The organism is Streptomyces sp. NPDC007971 (assembly GCF_042958635.1).
Taxonomy (GTDB): domain Bacteria; phylum Actinomycetota; class Actinomycetes; order Streptomycetales; family Streptomycetaceae; genus Streptomyces.
In genome coordinates this window covers 156,686-178,681 of sequence record NZ_JBIBJK010000008.1, presented here as the reverse complement: position 1 = coordinate 178,681, position 21,996 = coordinate 156,686, and the positions used below count along the sequence as shown (strand labels likewise).

Here is a 21,996-nt window from a genome sequence, read left to right as displayed (position 1 = left end):
GTTCGCCTTTCGCCTGCCCTCGGCACCCGGGCCTACACCCGGCGCGGCAGAGCCAAGGCGCATACTGGGCACCCGTGTTCCTGCGAAACTGGGAGACGATGTGAGTGTCCCGAGACCGGCCCGACCCCCGACCGCCGGACCGGCACAGCCCTTCGTCCACCCCGCCCTCTTCTACGCGGACGCCCTGCAGTACCTGGCGGGCACGGTGCCCTTCGTCCGTGGCGCACTGGACGCCGGGGAGCCGGTCGCGGTCGCCGTCCCCGGCGAGAACCTGCGGCTGATCCGAAACGCGCTGGGCGCGGAAGCCGACGCCGTACGGTTCGTGGACATGCGCGAGGCCGGACGCAACCCCGGCCGGATCCTCCCCGGGGTGCTGCACGCCTTCGCCGACGCCCAGCCGCCCGGCCTGCGGGTCCACATCGTCGGCGAGCCCGTCTGGGCGGGCCGCACCGCCGCCGAGTACCCCGCCTGCGCCCAGCACGAGGCGCTGATCAACGCCGCGTTCCAGGGCCGCCGGGTCACCATCCTGTGCCCCTACGACACCGTCCGCCTCGACGCACGGGCGCTCGCCGACGCCCACGCCACCCACCCGGCCGTCATCCCTCCCGGCGCCGCCACGCACCGCCCCAGCCGGGCCTACGCCCCCGAGGACGTCGTCGCCCGCTACAACGAGCCGCTGCCGCCCGCCCCCGGCACCGGCCCCGGTGTGCTCGCCCTCGCCTTCGGCGCCGACTCCCTCTCCGCCGTCCGGAACCTCGCCACCGAGCACGGCGCCCGGCTCGGCCTGAGCGGCCTGCGCCTGGAGGACCTGACCCTGATCACCTCCGAGCTGACCACCAACAGCGTGGTGCACGGCGGCGGGACGGGCGCACTCACCGTGTGGGCCGAAGGCGGGTACGTCGTGTGCCAGGTCCGCGACCGGGGCCGCCTGACCGACCCGCTGGCGGGCCGCCGCCCCGCTTCCCGTGACCAGCGCGGCGGACGCGGCCTGCTGATCGTCAACCTCGTGGCCGACCTGGTGCGCACACACGCCGGACGGGACGGCACGACCGTCCGCATCTACCTGGCCCGGTGAAGCCCCGCGCCCGCGCAACGACGCGCGCCGCGACACCGCCCCACCGGCGCCGCCCCGCCGGCGCCGCCCCACCGACACCGCCGCGCCGGCGCCGCCCCACTGACACCGCCCCGCCGGCCCCGTCCCGCCTCGGGCGGCCGGCAGACAGACGCCTCCCGCTCCCGGCGGCCGGCCGTTCGACGTCTTCCGTTCCCGGCGGCCGGCTGTTGGACGCCTTCCGCTCCTGGCGGCCGGCCCTTGGGCGCTTCCCGCCTCAGGCTGCCAGCCGTTCGAGGATCAGTGGTGAGACCCGGCCCTCCAGCATGGCGCCCAGGCCCTGCACGGCGCACACGTCGGGCCGCTCCGCGATGCACACCGGCACACCGGTCGCCTCGCGCAGCATCTCGTCCAGGCCCGGAAGCAGGGCGGAGCCACCGACCATCACGATGCCGCGGTCGGCGAGATCGGCCACCAGATCGGGCGGGCACTCCCTGAGCACCTTGCCGATACCGTCGAGGACCGACGTCAGCGGCGTCTGCATGGCATCGCGCATGGCGGCCGTGTTCACCCGCACACTGCGGGCGAGCCCGGTGGCCACGTCCAGCCCCTGGATCACCGTCGCGGTCGGCCCGTGCGGGGCGAGCCCGTTCACGGACAGCGCGAGCTGCAGCGGCCGTACCGACTGGCTGGGCAGCATCAGCGCGTGCTTCTGCCGCAGATGCTGCACGATCGCGTGCTCGACGGCCTCCCCGCCGACCGGTATCCGCACGGCGGTGACGATGTACCCGAGGGAGAACACGGCCACCTGCGTGGCCGCCGCCCCGCACACCATGATCATGGTCGCTTCGGCCCGTTCCACGGGCAGCCCGCACCCCACCGCCGCCGCCATCAGCGTGTCCACCAGCTCCACCCGCCGCGCGCCCAGCCCGACCAGCGTCTCGACCGTCGCCCGCTGGGCCACCGGATCGGCGTCGTGCGGGGTGCAGGCCGCCGCCCGCAGCCGGGGTTTGCGGCGCAGCGAGCGGCGCACCTTGTCGCCGAGCAGGTGCCGCAGCATCCGCTGGGCCATCTCGATGTCCACGATCGTGCCACCGCTGATGGGCCGTACGACCCTGATGTAGTGCGGCGTCTTGCCCGTCATCCGCTGCGCGAGCTCACCCACCGCTATGAGCGCCCCGGTACGGGTGTTCACGGCCGCGACCGAGGGCTGGTCGACGACCAGACCGGCCCCCTTCACGTACACCCGGGTGCGGGCCGCGCCCACGTCGACGGCGAAGTGGCAGCGGCGCAGCTGCTCCAGACTGACGGTCACGGCAAATCAACCTCCCGAGAGGGCGGTGCCAAGGGGCCGGATGGCGGCTTCTTTCGATCCTCCGGGGGATTCCAACGGCGTGCCTGCGGGAGGGGGCCGGGCGGGGTGCCGCTGAATGGGGGGTTTCACAGAGAACGGGCGGCCTTGAGGAGAGGACGCAGGCCGAGGGCGGTGAGGGCGGGCGGGGGCGGTGCGCCCGTGCGGCCGACGTCGACGTGGACGAACGCCATCCCGGCGGCCTGGGCCGCGTCCCGTTCCGCCCTGGTCGAGCCGATCACGAGACAGCCGTCCGGGGGGAGGCCGAGCTGCCGGGCTGCCGCGAGCAGGCGGTCCGGGGCGGGCAGCAGCGGGCTGCGCAGGCCGTCGCGCCCGTGCACACCACCGGGCAGGCAGCTCAGCAGTCCTCGCCCGGCCAGATAGGAGACGGCCGCCCCGGCCGAGCAGTCGGTGACCACGGCCAGCAGCCGTCCCTGGCCCGCGAGCGTGCGCACCAGCAGGTCGGAGTGGGTGATGGGCGCCGCCTCGCGGGCAGCGGCCTCCTCCAGCACCGCCAGCTCCGCTTCCAGCCGTGCGGTCAGCGCGGGCGACGTGGACGTGCGCAGCATGTCGAGCGGGTCGGCGTACCGGCCGGCCGCGTCGGGCAGGTGCCTGTGCACGAGCTCGACGGTGTCCGTGCGCAGGTGTGTCAGCGTGCCGTCGAAGCCGAGGAGGACGGCGTCCGCACGGCGCAGGGCGTCGACCAGTTCGGCGTCGGCCTGCCAGGGAGGCGGGGCCGCGCGGGACGCGTGGACCGGCATGAGGGAGACCGCCCAGCGCACCGCGTGCCCGGGCAGCCTCAGGCCGGTCAGTCCTTGGTCCAGCGCGTTCTGCGCCTGGGCCGGATCACTGGCGGGATAGGCGTGCGACACGTCGTGCAGACAGTCCGCGAGGTGCCGGACGATGAGGCTGGAGGCGTGTCCCTCCCCGACCCGGACGGCGTCGATCGGCTCGGAGATCCGCCAGACGGCCGCGCCCGCCGCCTCGAACACCTGGATTCCGTCGACCGGCGGTCCGGCCTCGTCCAGCACCAGGCGGCGCTCGGTGAGGTCGACCTCGTAGTAGAACGTCGCTCCCGGCGGCCGGGTCAGGGTGAGCCCGGAGCCGTACGCGGTGTACACGACGGCCCTGGTGCTGCCCACGGGCTCCGGGAGGGGAACCAGGGCCGGGAGGCGGAAGGGGCCCTGGACCGGATGGACCCATTCGGGGGCAGGGGGCCGGGCGAACAGGCGCCAGCCCTTGCCGGGGCCGTGGTAGGCCATGTCGTCCACGGCCTGGATCCTTTGGCCCCCGGCGAGCAGCGCGGTGCGGAGCGCGTCGGGGACCGCGAGGACGCCCTGGGCGCCGTTGCCGTCCAGAAGGTGGCCGACGTGTTCCTCCCTGGTGAGTCCGGGACCGAGGAAGGTCACCTGCCAGCGCAGGCCACCCGTCTCGGCGACCCGGTCCGTGAACTCCTGAAGGGTGACGGCGAGCAACCCGAGCTCCGGCACGGTGGGCGGGAGCCGCACGCACCAGCCGCTCGCCTGCGCCTCCAGCTCGTAACCGGCCGGATCCAGCCCGCTTGCCACCAGCAGCCGGACGACCGCCCGGCCCAGCGCCGCCCGGTCGTCCGCGTCCCCGGTCCCGTCGGCGCACTCGAACAGGACCACGTCGTGGAACGGCAGGACCGCACCGGCGCGGACGTCCTCGGTGGTGAACAGGCTCTCCGGCACCTCGTCCTGCGGCAGCGGTCTCTCCTCGGCCGGGTCGTCGGGACCGTAGAGGAGGGACGGGCCCTCGGTGGGATAGGGGCCCTCCAGCAGCTCGTCCGGGGCGCCCAGGGCACCGTAGTCGGGTCCCGGATCGTATTCCGGTCCCAGGGCCCCCGGGTCCTCGAAGTCGTCGTACTCGCCGCGCAGTTCATGGCCGAGGGCCAGCAGGGTGGGATCCTCGCCGCCCGACCACTCGTACTCCTGGTACACCTCCAGCGCCTCCTCGATACGGCCGAGGTGGCGCAGCGCGATCAGCAGCAGCCGGCGGTGGTCCTCGTGCGAGGGGTGGGCGCGCACGAGTTCGCCGAGATCCGCGGCCGCGCGCTCGTACTCGCCCAGATCCAGGTCGAGTTCGGCACGGATGCGGTACAGGTCGAGCCGGCGCTGGAGGAGACTGGCGCGGGCCGCGCGGGCCGCGGGGCCGGGAACGCCCGGGAGGAGGCCGCCGCTGCGCCACAGGCCCAGTGCCGTCGCGATGTGTTCGTGCGCCCGGTGGGGGTGGTCCCGGCCGGCCAGGGCGACGGCCGTCCGCTCCAGGTCGTTGCAGTGAGCCAGGTCGAGGTAGTCGGCGCTGGTGTGCAGGGCGCAGCCGTCGGGGAACGTCGCCAGCACGCCGGGGCCCAGGGCGTACCGCAGCATGTCGGCGATCCGGACCAGAACACCGGCGGCGTCCTCGGGCTCCTCGCCCGGACCCCACAGGCCCGCTCGGAGTTCCTCATGGGTCACCACGCGGCCGTGCCGGAGCAGCAGCATGGCGAGGACCGCCTGTTCGAGCGGGGCGAACTCCGTCCTGCGGCCGGGGATCTCGACCCGGAGCGGGCCGAGGACGCGGTAGGAGCGCCGGGCGTACACCTCCTGTGCCTGCAGCAGCAGTTCCTCGTCCGTGAGCAGGTCCCGGCCCTGCGTCCGAGCCTGCGGCGACGGCGCCATCAGCAGGTTGAACGCCTGGGCGTACGCACTTTGCGACGCGAGCGGCAGACGACCGAGGTCCTTGGGCTCGATGGGCAGCGTCAGCCGGGAGGTCCCCGCGGCCAGCCGCAGCATCACCTCGCACAGCGCTCGCAGGTCCTCGGCCTGTCCCTCCGGCTCCGAGGTGCAGCCGGGCTCGAAGACGGCGAGTTCGACGGTGCCGTCGGGCAGGAGCAGGACCCGGGACATGCCGAGTCCGCCGTGCGTGACGCCCGCGGCGTGGAGAGCCGTGACGGCGCGGGCGAGCCCGCTCCCGATCGATGCCACCAACGGCGGCGGCAGCAGGTAGCCGCTGAGTGCGGACAGGGCCTTCAGGGCGATGCCGTCCAGATACTCCATGGCGACATACGGGATGTTCCCCTCGAACCCGACGTCGCGGACGGCCACCACGTTCGGGTGGGACAGTCCCCGCAGCCGCCCCGCATCCCGCAGGAAGGCCTCCCGGCGCGCCGGGTCGGTGACCGGTTCCAGCAGCCGCAGGGCCACTCGTTCGCCGTCCGCGGTGTTTTCGCCGAGCCACACGTTCCCGCCCGGGGCCAGCCGCCGCACCAGCCGGTACGCGCCGAAGAGCCCGGCCGGGCGGGCGGAACGCCCGGTCAGCCGGCGCAGCGCCTCGGGCCGGACCGTCGCGATCGCCTCGCCGTCGGCCCCCGCACCTCCCGCACCGCCGGGCGCCGGCGTCACCGCCGGGAAGTCGCCGGGCGCCGTCCCGGCCCGCTCCTCGATCAGCCCGCCCACCCGGGCGAGCAGTTCCGTCGTACGGCCCCGGGACGAGCGCGGCAGGCTGCGCAGCAGCAGGGCCCGCACGCCCGGCCGGAAGGCGTAGGAGCCCGGTGGGCCGGAGACTGACGTCAGCAGGCCGCTGAGGATCACCTCGGCCAGGTGCTGCGGGCGCGGATCGGCCTCCACCGCACGCTGGACCAGGCGCATCACCGGCAGGTCGGGGCGGCCGAGGGCCAGGTGACCGGCCAGCCGGAACGCCTGGGGGGAAGAGGTCGCGCGAAAGCGCAGCACCAGCTCCTGTGGGGACAGCCGGGAGACATCCGTACGGGCCCGCGGGTCCGGGGGCCCGCCCAGCTGCGCCGCCGAGCCGGGGTACGCGGTCCCGCCGGCCGACGTCAGCAGGCCCGCCCAGTTCGCCAGCCATCTCGGGTCCGCCTCCAGTACGGGCAGCGGCACGCCGCCGGCGGGATCGTCGTCCGTGCCGTCGGACGCCGTGTCGTACGGCGCGAAGGTCAGGGCCGCCGTCGGCGCGGCCGGATGCGGTGCCGACAACAGGCCCGGGGCGGCGGGCAGCGCCGTGTCGCGCCAGAGGTGTTCGGGAAGCGGCTGGACGACGGCGACGGGCATCTGCCGGGTCCAGCGGCCGAGGGTGCCGCTCCAGCGGCGCCCCGCCTCGCCCGGCCGCCACTGCGGCCCCATGCAGTCGCTGATCACGAGGGTGACCGTGCGGCCGTCGGCGGGAGTGTGCGCGCCGTGGCCGTGGACCGTGCCGTCGGGGGCGGCGCGCAGCCGGGTCACGGTCCGGAAGATGCCCGACTGGGCCAGCGCGGTGTGCAGTTCGCGGACCAGGGGGCGCCAGACGGGCATCGTCGGGCCGGTGTCGTCCACCAGGTTCAGCCGCAGCCAGCGCTCCCGGGCGGGCCGCAGCACCGGCAGCCACCACTCGGGGGCGGCGCCGAGGCGGGCGATACGGTCGGCCGTCGCGGGCTCGTCCAGGCGGTGCCCGCTGGGGGCGTCGCTACGGCGTTTGAGGGGGCGCAGAGCGCGTTGCAGACCCAGCGGGTGGCGGAGCATCGGGGGCGCCGGTGCCAGGAGGGCGGCGTGCGTGCCGCGTCCGGTGGGGGCGGGGGAGGGCAGGTGGAGCGGGGCGCGGGGCGCCTCCCGGGCGTCGGCCGGGGCCGGATCCGGTGCCGGCGGGGCGGTGGGGGTGTCTTCCGGAGGTGTCCTCGGCGGCTGCCGCGGCCCGTCCGCCGCGTGGGGTTCCTCCGGTGTGCCGGGTGCGTCCGGCGGGGGCGGGGCGGGCTGTGGGGGCGAGGTCCGCCGCTCCTCGCCCCTCGGCTCCAGCCGCTCGGCCAGCCACAGCAGTTCCGCCAGTTCCTGCGGGGTGGGACGCTGCCCGCCCGCCGCCTCGGCCAGGACGTCGGCCAGGCGGGCGAGCGGGTCCGGGGAGCCGGTGGGGGTCCCCCCGCGCGAGCGGAGCCGAGCGTGGGGGAGGTCAGAAGGCATCGGGACGCCGGGCCTCGCCGAGGTACGGCATGAGCTGTTCCGCCAGGTCGTTCAGGGAGTCCGCGGGCAGGTCGGAGGAGCGGGCCAGGTAGATCGCGTTGAGCAGCTGGTCGGTGGCCAGGTCGCCGCCGCCCACCCGGGACAGGAAGCGGTGGATCAGGTCCTGTGCGTAGTCGTCGGGCTCGCCGTCGAAGTGGGCGCGGACGATGTCGGCGAGGAGGGAGTCGTCGGGCTGGCGCAGCCGCAGGGTGACACAGCGGCGCAGGAAGGCGGGCGGGAACTCGCGCTCGCCGTTGCTGGTCAGCACGACGAAGGGGAAGGCGCGGCAGCGGACCCGGCCGCGTTCGACGGGGACGCGGGTGTGGGTGCCGTCGATCATGACCGTGGCCCGTGGGTTCTCGTCGCCGGACGACCGGACCAGCTCCGGGATCTCGTACTGGCCCTCCTCCAGCACGTTCAGCAGGTCGTTGGGCAGGTCGAGGTCGCTCTTGTCGATCTCGTCGACGAGCAGGGCGCGGGGGCGGGCGTAGGGGAGCAGGGCGGTGCCGAGCGGGCCGAGGCGCAGATGGTCCTCGATGCCGGAGGCCGGGGAGCCGATGCCGGGGTCCTGGGCCGCCGCCTGGCGGGCCGCGTACAGGCGGGAGAGAGGGTCGTACTGGTAGAGGCCGTCGTGCAGGGTGCTGCGGCTGGTGATGTTCCAGCGCAGGACCGGGCCGAGCTTCAGCTCGCGGGCCACCGCGTAGGCCAGGGACGACTTTCCGGTGCCGGGCGGACCGGTGACGAGGAGCGGGCGGCGCAGGTAGAGGGCCGCGTTGACCAGCTGGACGGTCTGCGGGGTGGCCCGGTACGTGGCGGCGCGGTGCGTGCGGTCCGGGGAGGTGGCCGCGGTGTCGGCCCCGTCGGCGGGGGTGTCCAGCGCGGGGCCGCCGTCGAAGGCCCGCCAGGGCGGGGGAGCGGGCAGCTCGGTGATGCCGTCGTGCGGCTCCTTCGTGCCGGTGTACACGGGCCACAGGGGCATGGGTTCCATCTCCGTGGGGGCTGTTCGGGCGACGAGGTCGGACGGCGGGTGACGTGGGTCGGATGACGGGGCGGGTGACGGGTTCAGGCGACGGGTGAGTGCAGGCTGGTGGCGGGTTCGGGGAAGCAGCGCGGATCGTCCCAGAGCAGCTGGAGGTTCCGTGCCCAGTGCCGTTCGGGCTCCTCGTCCGCCTCCGCCTCCTCGCGCAATGCCTGTATGTGCCGAGGGAGTTCGGCCGGGGAAACTCCCTCGACGCACGGGGTGAGCGCGTCGAGGAACGCGGTGCCGGGGCAGGGGGCCGAGTGGCCGGCGGCGTCCGCGCAGCCTGTGTGCGGCCACAGCAGGACCGGCACGGGCATGTTCAGGCCGACCTCGAAGTGCTGCGGAGCGGCATCGGGCGGGGCGCCGAAGGCCGCCAGGCCCGCCTCCTGCTCGCGCAGGCGCTTGCGCAGTCCGAGCGGGCGCTCCGGGGTGCCGCAGTCGATGCGGTGCAAGGCGGTGCCGGGCCCCTTCGTCAGGTGGTGCCACTGCTTGCCGAGCTGGTGGCGCAGCCTGGCGCTGTGGTGCCGGGAGCGGTCTGCGACGACCACGGGGTGGGCGCAGCCGAGCGGGGTGGAGTCGTCCGCGCTGCACGCCCAGTGCGCCACCGGCAGGTTCAGCAGGTCGCGCGGCAGCACGAAGGTCAGCAACTCCTCGGCATCCGGGGCGAGTTGCCTGAAGGCGCGGTCGATGCCCCGCTGCACGTGCTCCCGCACCTCGGCGCGGGGCAGCCGGACGGTGCCGATCGGCCGGGGCCGTCCGTCGCGGTACGCCGACACCGCGACCGTGACCTGGTCGGCGCCCGCCCCGCTGCGGTCGATCTCGACGAGGATCGGGGCCCAGGCGGGGGCGGGGGCGGCCGCCGCGACGGGTTCGGCGGGCCCGTCCAGGAGCTCCGTCAGGCGGTCGGCGAACCGCGCCAGGGCCTCGGCCGGCTGCTCGACCTCGAACTGCACATAGCCGACGGCCTCCCGTAACGAGCCGAAGCCGCCCGGGGGCAGTTCGGGGCCGAAGTCGCCCACGGCGTCCACGAACAGCTGGTCGGGGGAGCAGACCGGCCCGGCGGCCTCGGCCCGCCGTACCAGCGCGTACAGCCTGCGCGTCGGGTCCTTGTCGCCGTCGCAGGCGGGGACCAGCTCGCCGAGTCCGGGCCAGTGGCGGGCCAGCACCTCGGTGGGCAGCATCCGGGCGACCCGTACGCCGTGCTCGCCGGCCACCTGCGCGACCATGCCGGCCACCCTGCCGTCCGGGAGGGTGGCCGCGGCTCCGCTGAAGCCGTGTGTCAGCGGCTGGCCGTGCGCCGTCGTGGCCTCCAGCTGCACCCACTGGCCGGCGATCCGCGTGGTGGACACGGCACGGTACTGGGCGAGTTGGCCCTCGTCGTAGCCCTGCGGGAAGCCATAGGCCACCAGGACCGGCAGGGCGGGGCCCGGTCCGTCGCCGGGCGGAGCGAACCGGGCCGGGGCCAGCGGCACCTCGCAGGCCAGCTCCAGCACGGCCAGATCGCCGGGATCGGTGGCGCCGCCCGCCCAGCCCCCGTCCACGGCGACGACCGCGGGCAGCACGCCGAGGTCCGGGCGGTTCGGGAACGAGACGGCCAGCAGTCCCGGCTCACTGTCCTGCACGACATGCGCGCAGGTCAGCACGGTGCGGGGGGCCACCAGGAAACCCGCTCCGGCGACCGCGCCCCCGTACTCGATCCGGGCGTGCCAGGCAGCGCTCCTCATCACCGGGCTGTGGGCTCCGCACCCGTGCCGTCGGAGGCCGGTGCCGCGTCCTTCTGCGACCAGCTCAGCTTGACGACCAGTTGTCCCTCCGCAGCCCCCTTGGCGATGACCGCCCCGGCCTCGGCGGTCAGCTTCACGCCGAACTCCAGCTCCACGGAGTCGGGGCGCAGGCTGCCGTCGCGGAAGACCCGCAGCGCGGACTGGGCGGCCGAGCGGACGCCGTCGAGGGTGCCTTCGAAGGTGCGGGCGGCCTGGGCCGCGGGGCCGCCCTCGCCTCTGGAGACGAGCCGGGTCCCGCTCGTGCCGTCCGTGGCCTCCACCACGACGACGGCGCCGTCCTCGGTGGTGAACTCCAGCAGCCTGCTCATGGCGCCTTCCCCCCGTGTTCTTGATCCCCAATACACCTCCATTGTTGCTGACGGGGAGTCGGGATGTCTCCGGGTCGGCCGCCGTCGCGCGCCCACGGTGGCGGGAATCCGCCAGGACGCCTTCCCGCCACCACCGCCCAACACCCGTGCGCCGCACGGCACATGACACTCGTCCCAGCACTCGACGCACTCGACGCACTCGACATGAGAAGAGGCGTGGATGACCACAGGACCAGTCAGCCGTGGGGCGGCGCTGCTCGCGATGGGGCTTGTGATCGCCCTGTCGCCGGCGGCCCCGGTTCTCGCGCACCCGGGCGCCGCCGCGGACCGGCGCACCCCGCACCCGGCGGCCGGGGACGCCGCCACCACCGTCACCCTCGTCACCGGCGACAAGGTGACCGTCACCGACCTCGGGCAGGGCCGGAAGACGGTCGCCGTGCAGCGGCCCCGGGGTGCCACCGGCGTGGTGCGGACCCAGATGAGCGGCGGTGACATCACCGTCGTACCGGACGAGGCGCTGCCGTATCTGCGGGCCGGCACCCTGGACCGGCGGCTGTTCGACGTGAGCGGGCTGATCCGGCAGGGCTTCACGGACGCCGGGCGGGACACGCTGCCGCTGATCGTGACCTCTGCGAAGGGCGCCCGTGCCGCCACCCCGGCCGGCACCGAACGCACCCGGACGCTGCCGAGCCTCGGCGCGGCCGCCGTCGAAGCCGGCAGGGGACGCACCTTCTGGCGGTCGTTCACCCGCGGCGAAGGCGTCGGCAAGGTCTGGCTCGACGGCCGTGTCAAGACCGACATGGCCGAGAGCAACGCCCAGATCGGCACGCAGACCGCCTGGGACGCGGGCCTCACCGGCAAGGGCGTCACGGTGGCCGTCCTCGACACGGGCGCGGACCTGACCCACCCCGACCTCACCGGCCGGACCACCGCCACCAGGAGCTTCATCGACGGGCAGGAGGTCGCCGACCGCAACGGGCACGGCACGCACACCACCTCCACCGTCGGCGGCAGCGGCGCCGCCTCCTACGGCAGGGAGAAGGGAGTCGCGCCCGGTGCCACGCTCGCGGTCGGCAAGGTCCTCAGCGACCAGGGAACGGGCAGCGAGTCCCAGATCATCGCGGGCATGGAGTGGGCGGCGCGGGACGTGCACGCCCGGGTGATCTCCATGAGCCTCGGCTCGACCGAGGCCAGCGACGGCACCGACCCCATGGCGCAGGCGGTGAACACCCTCAGCAAGGAGACCGGCGCGCTCTTCGTCGTCGCCGCCGGAAACACCGGCGCCCCGTCCTCGATCGGCTCGCCCGGCGCCGCCGACGCGGCCCTGACCGTCGGCGCCGTGGACGCGGACGACCAGGCGGCCTACTTCACCAGCGCCGGACCCCGCTACGGCGACAACGCCCTCAAGCCGGACCTGTCGGCACCCGGCGTCGACATCCTCGCCGCCCGCTCCCAACTCGTCCCCGGCAGCGGCTACTACACCTCCATGAGCGGTACGTCCATGGCGACCCCGCACGTCGCGGGAGCGGCCGCCCTGCTCGCCGAGGAGCACCCCGGCTGGACCGGCGCGCAGCTCAAGGACGCGCTGATGTCCAGCTCCAGACGGCTCGACGCGTCCGCGTACGTACTGGGCGCCGGACGGCTGAGCGTCTCCGACGCGGTGAAGGCGGACCTCACCGCCACCGGCAGCGCCGACCTCGGCTTCCACAGCTGGCCCTACGACGCGGACCGGCCGGTCACCCGCACCCTCACCTACCGCAACTCCTCCGACCACGACATGCGGCTGACGCTCTCCGTCCAGGGCGCTGCGGACGGCGTCGCCGCCCTCGCCGATTCCGCCCTCACCGTCCCCGCGCACGGCACCGCGTCCACCACGGTCACCGGCGACGCGGCGAAGGCGCCGGTCGGGGAGAGCAGCGGGCAGATCGTGGCCACCGGGCCGGACGGCACCCCGCTCGCGCACACCGTGTTCGGGCTGGTCAAGGAGGAGGAGCGGTACACGCTCACCGTGCATGTGGAGGACCGCGACGGTGCGCCCGCCGCCGCCGACCTCGCCGTGCAGCGGCTCGCCGAGGGCGAGGACGCCCAGCCCGCGCACGTCGGTGACTCCGGCACCCTGAAGCTGCGCCTGAAGCCCGGCACGTACAGCCTGGCCTCCTTCCTCGACGTGCGCGGCAGCCACGGCGCCGACTCGCTCGGCCTCGGCTTCCTCGCCGCCCCCGAGATCAGCCTCGACCGCGACCGCGACGTCACCCTGGACGGACGCACGCTGCGGGAGATCAGGGCGGACGTCGACCGGCGCACCGAGACCCGTCAGCTGCTCATGGAGTACGACCGCTCCGCGAACGGCGCCGACCTGTTCGGCGCGGTCCAGGTCCCGCTGACCTACGACAGCGTCTTCGCCGCCCCCACCCGGAAGGTCGCCCAGGGAGGGTTCGAGTACCGCACCGTGTGGCGGCTCGCCAAGCCGCTGCTGGAGGTGAAGGGCGTCGGCGAGGCGACCGTCCAGGCGGGCGGCACCCTGATCGAGGGCCGTACGAAGCTGCCGCTGGCCGATGTCGGGGACGGCCCCTTCACCGGGGTGGCGGGCAAGGCGGTGCTCGCGCACCTCGCCGACGGCGCCGATCCGGCCGCGCTGGCCCGGGCCGCCCAGGACGCGGGCGCCCGGGCGCTGTTCGTGACGGACGACGCGCCCGGCCGGCTGATGGCCTGGTGGGGCACGGACGACAACGCCGACCGGCCGCTGCAGATCGCCACGGTGAGCAAGGCGGACGCGGCCCGGCTGCGGTCGGCGCGGCACGTGGACATGACCGGCACCCGCAACGCGCCGTACGTGTACGACCTGTCGGACGGCCACCGGGGCGCGATCCCGGACCGGGACCTGGCCTACGCCCCCTCCGGGCGACAACTGGCTGCCGTGCGCGTCAGGTTCCATGCGACCGAGCCCGTCGGCGGCGGCGAGTTCCGCTACTCGATCACCGGTACCTTCCCGATCGGCCTCGGCTTCCAGGAGCGCGTCGACCTGCCCGCCGAGCGCACCGACTACGTCTCCACCGGCCCCGGCCAGCTGTGGCACGAGTCCGTCACCGCCCGCGACGGCGCACTGGAGGAACGCAGCGGCCTGGTGCGCTACGAGGGCGGTTCGACGCCGCAGCTGAACTGGTTCCGCCCGGTGTGGCACCCGTGGCTGGGCAGCGGTCTCGGCTGGGGGCAGCAACGCGCCGGGAACCAGATCCAGTTGAACACCCCTGGATGGGGCGACTCCGGGCCCGACCACACCGGATTCGGCGACGTGTGGAGCGAGGACAGCGCAATGAGCCAGACCACCGCCGTCTACCTCGACGGCACCCAGGTCGACCGGCGCACCGGATCCGGCGCCTACGTCTGGGACGCACCCGCCGACGAGCACACCTACAAGGTGGTCACCGACACCGCCCTGGACGCAGGCCACTGGCCGCTCGCCACCGAGGGCCACAGCGAGTGGACCTTCCGGTCGGCGGCCACCCCGGAGGACCACTGGACCTACCTGCCGCTGATCAACCTCGCCCTCGACGTCGGCACCGGCCTCGCCGGGCAGGTGCGCGGCGGGCAGCGGACACACGTCACGCTCGGTGCCCAGTACGTGGCGAAGGCGTCCGGCACCGGCACCCTCGGCGGCGGCCGCCTGGAGGTGTCGTACGACGACGGCGCCACCTGGCGGCAGGTCCCCTTGACCGCCGGCCACGGCGCCACCTGGCACGGCACGCTGACCGTGCCCCGGGGCGCCGCCCATGTCTCGCTGCGTGCTTCGGCCCACGACGACAGGGGCGGCTCGGTGATCCAGGAGATCATCCGGGCGGTGGGGGTGCGCTAGCCCGGGAGCCGGGGTGGTCCGCGGCACCGACGATGCCCCGGACCACCCCCAGCTCCACCAGGTCCTGCGGCCGCAGACGCAGCTGGTCCGCGGTCGCCTCCACCTCGGCGGGCCCTCGTTTGAGGATCGCCGCCGCGAGTTCCGGCGCGATCACCGAGAAGTAACTGTCCGGGGTGGCCCAGGTGTTGCCGGGCGCGGCCAGCGCGAGCGCCCCGCCCGAGCCGCCCTCGCCGACGACGAGCGTGGTGAGCGGGACCCGGGCGGCGGCCACCGCCCCGAACACGTCCGCGATCGCCGCCCCGGCGCCCTGCCGCTCCGCCTCGGCGTCATTGGCGGCGCCCGGCGTGTCCACCAGTGTCAGCACCGGGATCCCGAGCCGGTCCGCCAGCCTGATCAGCCGGCCCGCGGTGCGGTACCCGGCGGCCCGGGTCGCCGCCCCGGTCTGCGCCGCGTACGCCACGCTGCGGCCGTCCCGCTCGCCGAACCCGCACAGCATGCCGTCGGGGTCGGTGCCGCCGCAGCGGTCGCCCGAGATCGCGACCCGGTGGGTGAAGAAGGCGTCCAAGTAGGCTTGTGCGCGCGGGCGTTCCGGGGAGCGGGCGCGGCGGACGGCCTCCCAGCCGGTGCCAGGGAGGGAGAGTGCGCCCAGCGCGTACGGTGCGGGGGCCTCGTGGGCCGGGGCCGTCAGCAGCCGCAGCCACCGCCCCAGCGTCTCGCGCAGCTCCTCGGGCCGCACCACCGCGTCCGCCGACCCCGCCGCCACCTGCGCCTCGGCCGTGTACGCCGCCGGATCCGCGTCCGGGGGCCGGACCCGGGAGCCCGCGAAGCCCACCTGCACGCCCGGCAGCGCCAGGATCACATCGGCTCCGGCACCGAGCGTGGCCCAGCCGCCGCCGGTCGTCGGATCCCGCAGAACCGCGATCTGCGGCAGGCCCGCCTCCCGGGTGAGCGCCGACTGGCGGGCCACCCGCTGGAGCTGGGTCAGCGCCAGCATGCCCTCCTGCATCCGGCTGCCGCCGGTGGCGACCAACGGCACGACGGGCAGCCGGTGGGTCCGGGCGTGCGTGTAGGCCGCCACCAGACGGTCGCCGGTGCGCTCGCCCAGGGAGCCGCCGAGGAAGCCGAACTCGAACGCGATCAGCACGGCCCGGGTGCCCGCGACGTCCGCGGTACCGCAGACGACCGACTCCTCCTCGCCGGTGCGGCCGGCGGCCCGGGCCAGCGAGGCGTCGTACCCGTGCCAGCCCAGCGGGCCGTCGACCACGGAGCGCCTTATGTCACAGGGGAGTTCACGGAAGGTCGCCTCGTCCGTGACCAGGGTCAGGAACTCCCGTGCCGACAGTCGCTCAGGCATCGGCCACCAGGGCCCGCTTCATGATCTTCCCCATGTCGTTGCGGGGCAGGACATCCAGGTAGCGGACCACGCGCGGGCGCTTGTGCGGAGCCAGCCGCCCGGCCACATGGGCGGCCAGCTCCTCGGCGGCGGGCGGCGCCTGGGGGTCCGCCGCAACGACCCAGGCCACGATCCGCTCGCCGAGGTCCGCGTCCGGCTCCCCGGTGACCGCGGCCTCCCGCACCCCCGGGTGCTCCAGCAGCGCGTTCTCGATCTCGCCCGCCCCGATCTTGTAGCCACCGCTCTTGATCAGGTCGGTGGCCTTGCGCCCGACGATCCGGACGTAGCCGTCGGGCTCCCGCACCGCCATGTCACCGGTGCGGAACCAGCCGTCGGCGGTGAACGCGGCGGCGGTCGCGTCGGGCCGGTTCAGGTACTCGGTGAACAGGTTCGCACCGCGCACCTGGATCTCGCCGACGCTCTGCCCGTCGTACTCGGCCAGCTCCGAGCCGTCCTCCTCCACGAGCCGCAGCTCCACCCCCGGCAGCGGCACGCCGACGGTCCCGGCCCGGGCCTGGCCGTCGGCCCGCACACTGGTGTTCATCAGCGTCTCCGTCATGCCGTAGCGCTCGATCACCCGCCGGCCGGTCGCCGCCGCGATCCGCTCGTGGTCGTGCACCGGCAGCGCGGCCGAGCCGGACACCAGCAGCCGCGCCCGGCCCAGCGCCTTCGCCAGCTCCGGGTCGTCCGGGAGGGACTCGGCGATGCGGTGGTACATGGTCGGCACCCCGAACAGCATGGTCGCGCCCTCGCTCAGCTCCCGGGCCACGCCCTCGGTGCTGAACCTCCCCAGGTGCCGCACCGACCCGCCGCGCCGCAGCGGGCCGAGGATGCCCAGCACCAGTCCGTGCACATGGAACAACGGCAGCCCGTGCACCAGCACGTCGTCCGCCGTCCACTGCCAGGCGTCGGCCAGCGCGTCCAGGGTCGCGGCGAGGGCCCGGCGCGGGATGACGGCGCCCTTGGGCGGGCCGGTGGTGCCCGAGGTGTAGACGACCAGCGCCGGATCGCCGTCGCCGGACTCGTCGGCCGGAGCGCCGCCGGTGGCCGACGCGTCGACGTCGAGCCGCTCCAGGTCACCGAAGACGGCGGGCAGTTCGGTACCGGGCGCGGCGAGCACCAGGGAGGGCGCGCTGTCGGAGAGGATGTGCGCCAGCTCCTTCTCGCCCGACTTCGGGTTCAGCGGCACCGCCGCCACCCCGGCGAGCAGCGCACCCGTCACCGCGACGGCGGTCTCCAGCTCCGGCGTCGCCCACACGGCGACCCGGCCGGCCCCCCGCAGCCGCGTGGCCAGCGCGCCGGCGGCGCCCGCGAGCGAGCCGTAGGTCGACGACCGTTCGCCGAACCGCAGGGCGACCCGCTCGCCCGGACCGTCCGCCAGGGCGGGGAAGAGAGAAGTCACGCGGCGCACTCCTTGGCTGTCGGAGAAAGCTGTCGGGAAACCGAGGAGACCCGAAACTCGGGACACCCCCGGACCCCTGGGACGACAGCACCCTTCCTACACCAGGAGCCTCGTCCCCACGACCGTGCTCAGGCCGGGAGCGAGGCGCAATTCGGTCGCGCGGAGGGCAGGATGCTCCAGCCAGTGCAGCCGGGCGGCGTCGGGCACGCCCTCGTGCAGCGGCAGCCGGCCGGTCGCCGGGGTGAAGTCGTCCACGACGACCGTCCCGCCCGGCGCGAGGAGCCGCTCGACGTCGGCGGGACGGTCCCCGGGCACCTTCCCCTGCCCGCCGCCGTCGAGCACGAGCAGATCGAAGGGCCCGTACTCCTCGATCCGCCGCCAGTCGCCGGTGAGGACGGTCACGCAGGGACGATCGGCGAAGACTCCGGCCGCCGCCCGCGCCCGGTCCGGGTCCCGCTCCACGCTGTACAACTGCACCCCCGGCCGCGCCCCCGAGGCCAGCCACGCCAGTCCCACCCCGAGCCCGGTGCCGGTCTCACCGATCCGGGCCGGTGCGCCGCCCGCCAACGCGTGCAGCAGGCGACCCTGTTCGGGCCGGCAGGAATGGGGGAAGGCCGAGGCGCGGGCCGCGGCGAGGGCATCCCGTACGAGAGGCGGGAGCCCGTCGCCGACGCCGGCGTGTGCGTCCGTGCCGTGTGTCGCCATACAGCCAGTTCTATCCGACGGTCACGGGCGGCCGGGTGGACGCAACGACGTCGGCGACGACGCAGCTCACGTTGTCCGGCCCGCCCGCCGCATTGGCCTCGCCGATCAGCGCGTCAACGGCGTGCTCCCCGCCGAGCAGCTCTTTGATCCGCCTGTCGGGGACCACGCCGGTCAGCCCGTCGGAGCACAGCAGATACCGGTCACCGGCCCGGGCCTCGTGCAGCCGCAGATCCGGTACCGGCGCCATGCCGCCGCCGAGGGCCTTCATCAGCAGAGCCCGCTGAGGATGGCTCTCGGCCTCCTCCGGCGTCAGCCGCCCCTCGTCGATCAGGGACTGCACCACACTGTGGTCGTGGGTGATCCGGAACAGCTCGCCGTCCCGCAGCAGATAGGCCCGCGAGTCCCCGATGTGGACGAGCGCCACCTTCGAGCCCGTCCACAGCAGCGCGGTCAGTGTGGTGCCGGCGGTCTCCTCCCCGCCGCCCGCCAGATCCCGTACCGCCTCGCTCGCGCCCCGCACGGCCTCCTCCAGGAGGTTCAGCACACTGCCCGCCGCCAGTTCCCCGTCCTCGTCCAGGAACTTCAGCGCCTCCACGGCGGCGCTGCTCGCGGGCGCCCCCTTGGGCCCGAACCCGTCGGCCACGGCGAGCAGCCTGTGGCCCGCGTACACGGTGTCCTGGTTGGCCGCGCGGACGTGGCCCCGGTCGGAGCGGGCGGAATAACGCAGTTCCAGCATGGTGGTGTCCCTTCTCGACTCTCCGGTCAGCTGGTCGACGAGGAACGCGGCCAGATCCCGCCGTACGGCGGTCTCGGCCTCGACGCGGCCCCAGTAGGCCCGGATCTCCCGGGCGGCACCCGCCGCGTCCAGGGCGCACACCTCGCGGATCTCCGCCAGGGGCATGCCCAGCCGCCGCAGCCAGGCCACGAGCCGGGCCCGCCCCAGCTGCTCCACGGCGTAGTACCGGTAGCCGGTGTCCGGGTCGACCCGGGCGGGCCGCAGCAGCTCCAGCTCGTCGTAGAGCCGCAGTGCCTTCGGCGACAGCCTGCTCGCCTTGGCGAAGGCTCCGATCGTCAGCAGTTGCACGAAAACCTCGCCGTCATCGAAACCCCGCGTTCCTCGCTTCCGCCACCGATGCTGGGGCTTACCCGAAGGGGAAGGTCAACTGCGCTGTTCCGGTTCCCGGGGCGCTTGTTAGCCTCGCGGTGATCGAACCCTCGTACGACAGGGAGACCGCCGTGTCCCGTATCGCTCTCGCCACCTACGACCCCGGAGCCGAGCCGACCAAGGACAGCGACCTGGCGGTGCTGGCGCAGGCACTGCGGGAGGCGGGGGCCGGGGCCGACATCCGGTACTGGGACGACCCCGACGCCGACTGGGGCGCCTACGACCTGGTCGTCATCCGGTCGACCTGGGACTACAGCTGGCGTGCCGAGGAGTTCGCGGCGTGGGTGGAGCGGGCAGGCGGAGTGACCCGGCTCGCCAATCCGCCCGCCGTGGTCCGCTGGAACACCGACAAGCGCTACCTCGGCGAGCTGGCGGCGGCCGGCGTGCCCACCGTCCCCACCCGGTACATCGCTCCCGGCGAGAGCGCCGAGCTGCCCACCGACCACGAGTACGTGATCAAGCCGACCTCCGGCGCGGGCGCCCGGTTCGCCGCCCGCTACACACCCGCCGAGCACGAGACGGCCGCGGGGCAGCTGGCGCGGATGCACACGGAGGGCTTCACGGCGATGGTGCAGCCGTACCTGCGGGGCATCGACGTCACCGGGGAACGGGCCCTGCAGTTCTTCGGCGGCAGCCTGCTGCACGCCAGCCGCAAGGGCGCCGTCCTCTCCTCCGGCACCCCCTACGACGCCGACAAGGTCGCCCACCCCGGGCTGGAGCCCTGGCAGCCCACCGAGGCCGAACTGGCCGTGGCCGAAGGGGCGTTGAGCGCCGTGCCCGGCGGCGCACCGGGGCTGCTGTACGCGCGCGTGGACCTGGTCGACGGGGAGGACGGGCAGCCGCGGGTGATGGAGCTGGAACTGGTCGAGCCGAACCTGTTCCTGTTCCTGCACCCGACCTCACTGCCCCGCGTCACCCGGGCCATCCTGAGGGCGGCCACGTCCCGGGACTAGGGCGGGCGGGACGCGGGCGCCGGTGCGCGTGCGGGCGCGGGCGTCCGGCGGCCCCGGCCCCGTCCGCTTCCCGGCTGTGTGGCCCGTACGCCCCGATGGCGCTGCCCGGACGGCCCGCGCCCGGTGCCCCCGGGACGGCCCGCGCCCGGTGTCCCGGGGACAAATCAGGGGCCGAACCCCCGGGCCGTGGCCCGGCAGGCCCCGGCGTACGCGCGGACCAGCGGCCGGTCCTCGTCCTCGCGGCGCCAGGCCAGGGCGTAGCGGCTCGGGCCGATGCCGCGGACAGGTCGGGTGGTGACGCCGCCCAGGGTGATCAGCGGGGCGTTGCCCAGGGCGACCAGACAGACGCCGAGACCGGCCACCAGCGCCTCGTACGTCTCCTCCGCCCCGGCGATCTCCGCGCCGATGCGCGGCGGGCGGCCCGCCCGGGCGTCCAGGGCGAGCCAGTGGTCACGCAGCGGGCCCGCGCTCTTCGGCAGGGCGAGGAACGGCTCGTCGAGCAGGTCCGCGAAGTCGATCCCGGCGCGGGCGGCGAGCGGATGCGTGTCCGGGAGGGCGACCAGGCGGGGTTCCTCGGCGAGCACCGTCCAGGCGTAGCGCTCCTCCTCGGGCAGCGGCAGCCACACGAAGGCGACGTCCACGCTGCCGTCCGCCAGGCCCGCCGTGGGGTCCTCCCAGCTCACCTGGCGCAGCCGGGCACTGACCCCGGGGTGGGCGGCGGTGAAGCGGGAGCGGATGGCCGGCAGCAGCCCGCCGCGGCCCGGGCTGGTGCTCATGCCCACCGTCAACGTGCTGCGCTGCGCCGCCTTGGCCGCCTCCACCGCCGCAGCGCCCGCCTCCCACGCGGCCAGCACCCGCCGGGCGTGCGGCAGCAGCGCCTCACCGGCGGCGGTCAGCGCCACCCCCTGCTGGTCGCGCCGGAACAGTTCGGCCCCCAACTGCCTCTCCAGGGCCCGGATCTGCTTGCTGAGCGCGGGCTGCGAGACGTACAGCTTCTCGGCGGCGCGGGTGAAGTGCAGTTCGTCGGCGACCGCCACGAAGTAGCGCAGGTCCCGGGCGTGGACATCCCTCGTCATAACCGTTGGCTATCACCGGGGGTCTTGGACGGGCAACGGGATGCGGCGGCAGGGTGGTCGGTGTCGGAAAGAGACGGGACCTACGGGGAGTTGCCGTGAACAAGGTATGGCTGGTGACCGGGGCGAGCAGCGGCTTCGGGCGGGAGATCACACGGGCGGCCGTCGCCGCCGGTGACGTGGTGGTCGGCGCGGCCCGGCGCCCTCAGGCGCTGGACGACCTGGTGGCCGCGCATCCCGACCAGGTGGAGGCGCTGCGGCTCGACGTCACCGACCCGGCCGCGGTCGAGGCGGCCGTACGCGATGTGGTGGCCCGGCACGGGCGGATCGACGTGCTGGTCAACAACGCGGGGCGGACCCACGTCGGCGCGGTCGAGGAGACCACGGACCAGGAGCTGCGGGACCTGTTCGACCTGCACGTCTTCGGCCCGGCTGCCCTGGTGCGGGCAGTGCTGCCGCACATGCGGGAACGCCGCTCGGGCGCGATCGTGCAGATGAGCAGCATGGGCGGGCAGATGTCCTTCGCGGGCTTCGGCGCGTACAGCGGGACGAAGTTCGCGCTGGAGGGCATGTCCGAGGCGCTCGCGGACGAGGTGCGGGAGTTCGGCATCAAGGTGCTGATCGTGGAGCCCGGTGGCTTCCGGACATCGCTGATGGACCCGGGCCGGGCCGGCGTCAGTGCGGACAGCGGGGTGTACACCAAGGTGGGCGCGACCCGCGGGATGGTGGCCGACGGCGACGGTACGCAGCCCGGTGACCCGGCCAGGGCGGCGGCCGTCATCCTGGCCGCGCTGGAGGCCGAGCGCACCCCGCTCAGGCTGCCCCTCGGGGACGACGGGGTGGACGCCGTGCTGACCCACCTCGACCAGGTGCGGGAGGACGTCACCGCGTGGGAGAAGCCGGCCAGGGCGACCGGGTACGCCGGCTGACGCCTCGGCCCGGCGATCGA

Annotated in this window: 14 protein-coding genes; 4 read left to right on the top strand and 10 right to left on the bottom strand. The window is 74.8% G+C overall.

The window, feature by feature from the left end; all coding sequences use genetic code 11:
• Positions 1–100 precede the first annotated feature (100 nt).
• Positions 101–1,075 carry an anti-sigma factor RsbA family regulatory protein gene (locus ACFZCP_RS18705; RefSeq protein WP_391428143.1) on the top strand — a complete coding sequence of 325 codons (975 nt, stop codon included), beginning with the start codon at positions 101–103 and terminating at the stop codon, positions 1,073–1,075.
• 253 nt (positions 1,076–1,328) lie between these two features.
• Here ACFZCP_RS18705 and ACFZCP_RS18700 read toward each other — a convergent pair whose 3' ends face one another.
• The 5 genes from ACFZCP_RS18700 to ACFZCP_RS18680 all read right to left on the bottom strand — a co-directional run bounded on the left by ACFZCP_RS18700 (position 1,329) and on the right by ACFZCP_RS18680 (position 10,503).
• Positions 1,329–2,366 (bottom strand): rod shape-determining protein, encoded by a 1,038-nt coding sequence (locus ACFZCP_RS18700; RefSeq protein ID WP_391428142.1) that lies wholly within the window; start codon positions 2,364–2,366, stop codon positions 1,329–1,331.
• 125 nt (positions 2,367–2,491) lie between these two features.
• Positions 2,492–7,351, bottom strand: coding sequence for an SAV_2336 N-terminal domain-related protein (locus ACFZCP_RS18695; protein ID WP_391428141.1), 4,860 nt, complete (start codon positions 7,349–7,351; stop codon positions 2,492–2,494).
• A complete protein-coding gene (locus ACFZCP_RS18690; protein ID WP_391428140.1) occupies positions 7,341–8,369 on the bottom strand; it encodes an AAA family ATPase in 1,029 nt (342 codons plus the stop codon). Before ACFZCP_RS18690 ends, ACFZCP_RS18695 begins: the two co-directional genes overlap by 11 nt.
• Positions 8,370–8,452: 83 nt before the next feature.
• The gene (locus ACFZCP_RS18685) at positions 8,453–10,135 is read right to left on the bottom strand and encodes a trypsin-like peptidase domain-containing protein (RefSeq protein ID WP_391428139.1); all 1,683 of its coding nucleotides are present in this window, start codon (positions 10,133–10,135) and stop codon (positions 8,453–8,455) included.
• A complete protein-coding gene (locus ACFZCP_RS18680; protein ID WP_391428138.1) occupies positions 10,135–10,503 on the bottom strand; it encodes a CU044_2847 family protein in 369 nt (122 codons plus the stop codon). Before ACFZCP_RS18680 ends, ACFZCP_RS18685 begins: the two co-directional genes overlap by 1 nt.
• 220 nt (positions 10,504–10,723) lie before the next feature.
• Here ACFZCP_RS18680 and ACFZCP_RS18675 point away from each other — a divergent pair, with 220 nt between their 5' ends.
• The gene (locus ACFZCP_RS18675) at positions 10,724–14,356 is read left to right on the top strand and encodes a S8 family serine peptidase (protein WP_391428137.1); all 3,633 of its coding nucleotides are present in this window, start codon (positions 10,724–10,726) and stop codon (positions 14,354–14,356) included.
• Here the strand turns inward: ACFZCP_RS18675 and ACFZCP_RS18670 are convergent.
• The 4 genes from ACFZCP_RS18670 to ACFZCP_RS18655 all read right to left on the bottom strand — a co-directional run bounded on the left by ACFZCP_RS18670 (position 14,331) and on the right by ACFZCP_RS18655 (position 18,940).
• Positions 14,331–15,710, bottom strand: a complete 1,380-nt coding sequence (locus ACFZCP_RS18670; protein ID WP_391428136.1) for a carboxyl transferase domain-containing protein — start codon at positions 15,708–15,710, stop codon at positions 14,331–14,333. The genes ACFZCP_RS18675 and ACFZCP_RS18670 overlap by 26 nt on opposite strands.
• Positions 15,703–17,151 carry an acyl-CoA synthetase gene (locus tag ACFZCP_RS18665; RefSeq protein ID WP_362678813.1) on the bottom strand — a complete coding sequence of 483 codons (1,449 nt, stop codon included), beginning with the start codon at positions 17,149–17,151 and terminating at the stop codon, positions 15,703–15,705. Before ACFZCP_RS18665 ends, ACFZCP_RS18670 begins: the two co-directional genes overlap by 8 nt.
• 96 nt (positions 17,152–17,247) lie before the next feature.
• Positions 17,248–17,856 (bottom strand): class I SAM-dependent methyltransferase, encoded by a 609-nt coding sequence (locus tag ACFZCP_RS18660; RefSeq protein ID WP_391428135.1) that lies wholly within the window; start codon positions 17,854–17,856, stop codon positions 17,248–17,250.
• A gap of 10 nt (positions 17,857–17,866) precedes the next feature.
• A complete protein-coding gene (locus ACFZCP_RS18655) occupies positions 17,867–18,940 on the bottom strand; it encodes a MerR family transcriptional regulator (RefSeq protein WP_391428133.1) in 1,074 nt (357 codons plus the stop codon).
• Between the two features lie 152 nt (positions 18,941–19,092).
• On the opposite strand from ACFZCP_RS18655, the gene ACFZCP_RS18650 reads away from it, so the two are divergent.
• On the top strand, positions 19,093–19,974 hold the full coding sequence (locus ACFZCP_RS18650; RefSeq protein WP_391428131.1) for a RimK family alpha-L-glutamate ligase: 882 nt from the start codon (positions 19,093–19,095) through the stop codon (positions 19,972–19,974).
• Between the two features lie 164 nt (positions 19,975–20,138).
• On the opposite strand, the gene ACFZCP_RS18645 is transcribed toward ACFZCP_RS18650, so the two are convergent.
• Positions 20,139–21,050: a LysR substrate-binding domain-containing protein gene (locus ACFZCP_RS18645; protein WP_391428129.1), complete on the bottom strand. Its 912-nt coding sequence runs from the start codon at positions 21,048–21,050 to the stop codon at positions 20,139–20,141.
• Between the two features lie 95 nt (positions 21,051–21,145).
• Between ACFZCP_RS18645 and ACFZCP_RS18640 the strand changes: the two genes are divergently transcribed.
• On the top strand, positions 21,146–21,976 hold the full coding sequence (locus ACFZCP_RS18640; protein ID WP_391428127.1) for an oxidoreductase: 831 nt from the start codon (positions 21,146–21,148) through the stop codon (positions 21,974–21,976).
• The last annotated feature ends 20 nt before the right edge of the window (positions 21,977–21,996 follow it).

Coding starts and splice junctions, on each gene's coding strand:
- ACFZCP_RS18695 (WP_391428141.1), bottom strand. CDS start 7,351: ATGCCTTCTGACCTCCCCCACGCTCGGCTCCGCTCGCGCGGGGGGACC.
- ACFZCP_RS18690 (WP_391428140.1), bottom strand. CDS start 8,369: ATGCCCCTGTGGCCCGTGTACACCGGCACGAAGGAGCCGCACGACGGC.
- ACFZCP_RS18685 (WP_391428139.1), bottom strand. CDS start 10,135: ATGAGGAGCGCTGCCTGGCACGCCCGGATCGAGTACGGGGGCGCGGTC.
- ACFZCP_RS18680 (WP_391428138.1), bottom strand. CDS start 10,503: ATGAGCAGGCTGCTGGAGTTCACCACCGAGGACGGCGCCGTCGTCGTG.
- ACFZCP_RS18675 (WP_391428137.1), top strand. CDS start 10,724: ATGACCACAGGACCAGTCAGCCGTGGGGCGGCGCTGCTCGCGATGGGG.
- ACFZCP_RS18670 (WP_391428136.1), bottom strand. CDS start 15,710: ATGCCTGAGCGACTGTCGGCACGGGAGTTCCTGACCCTGGTCACGGAC.
- ACFZCP_RS18660 (WP_391428135.1), bottom strand. CDS start 17,856: ATGGCGACACACGGCACGGACGCACACGCCGGCGTCGGCGACGGGCTC.
- ACFZCP_RS18645 (WP_391428129.1), bottom strand. CDS start 21,050: ATGACGAGGGATGTCCACGCCCGGGACCTGCGCTACTTCGTGGCGGTC.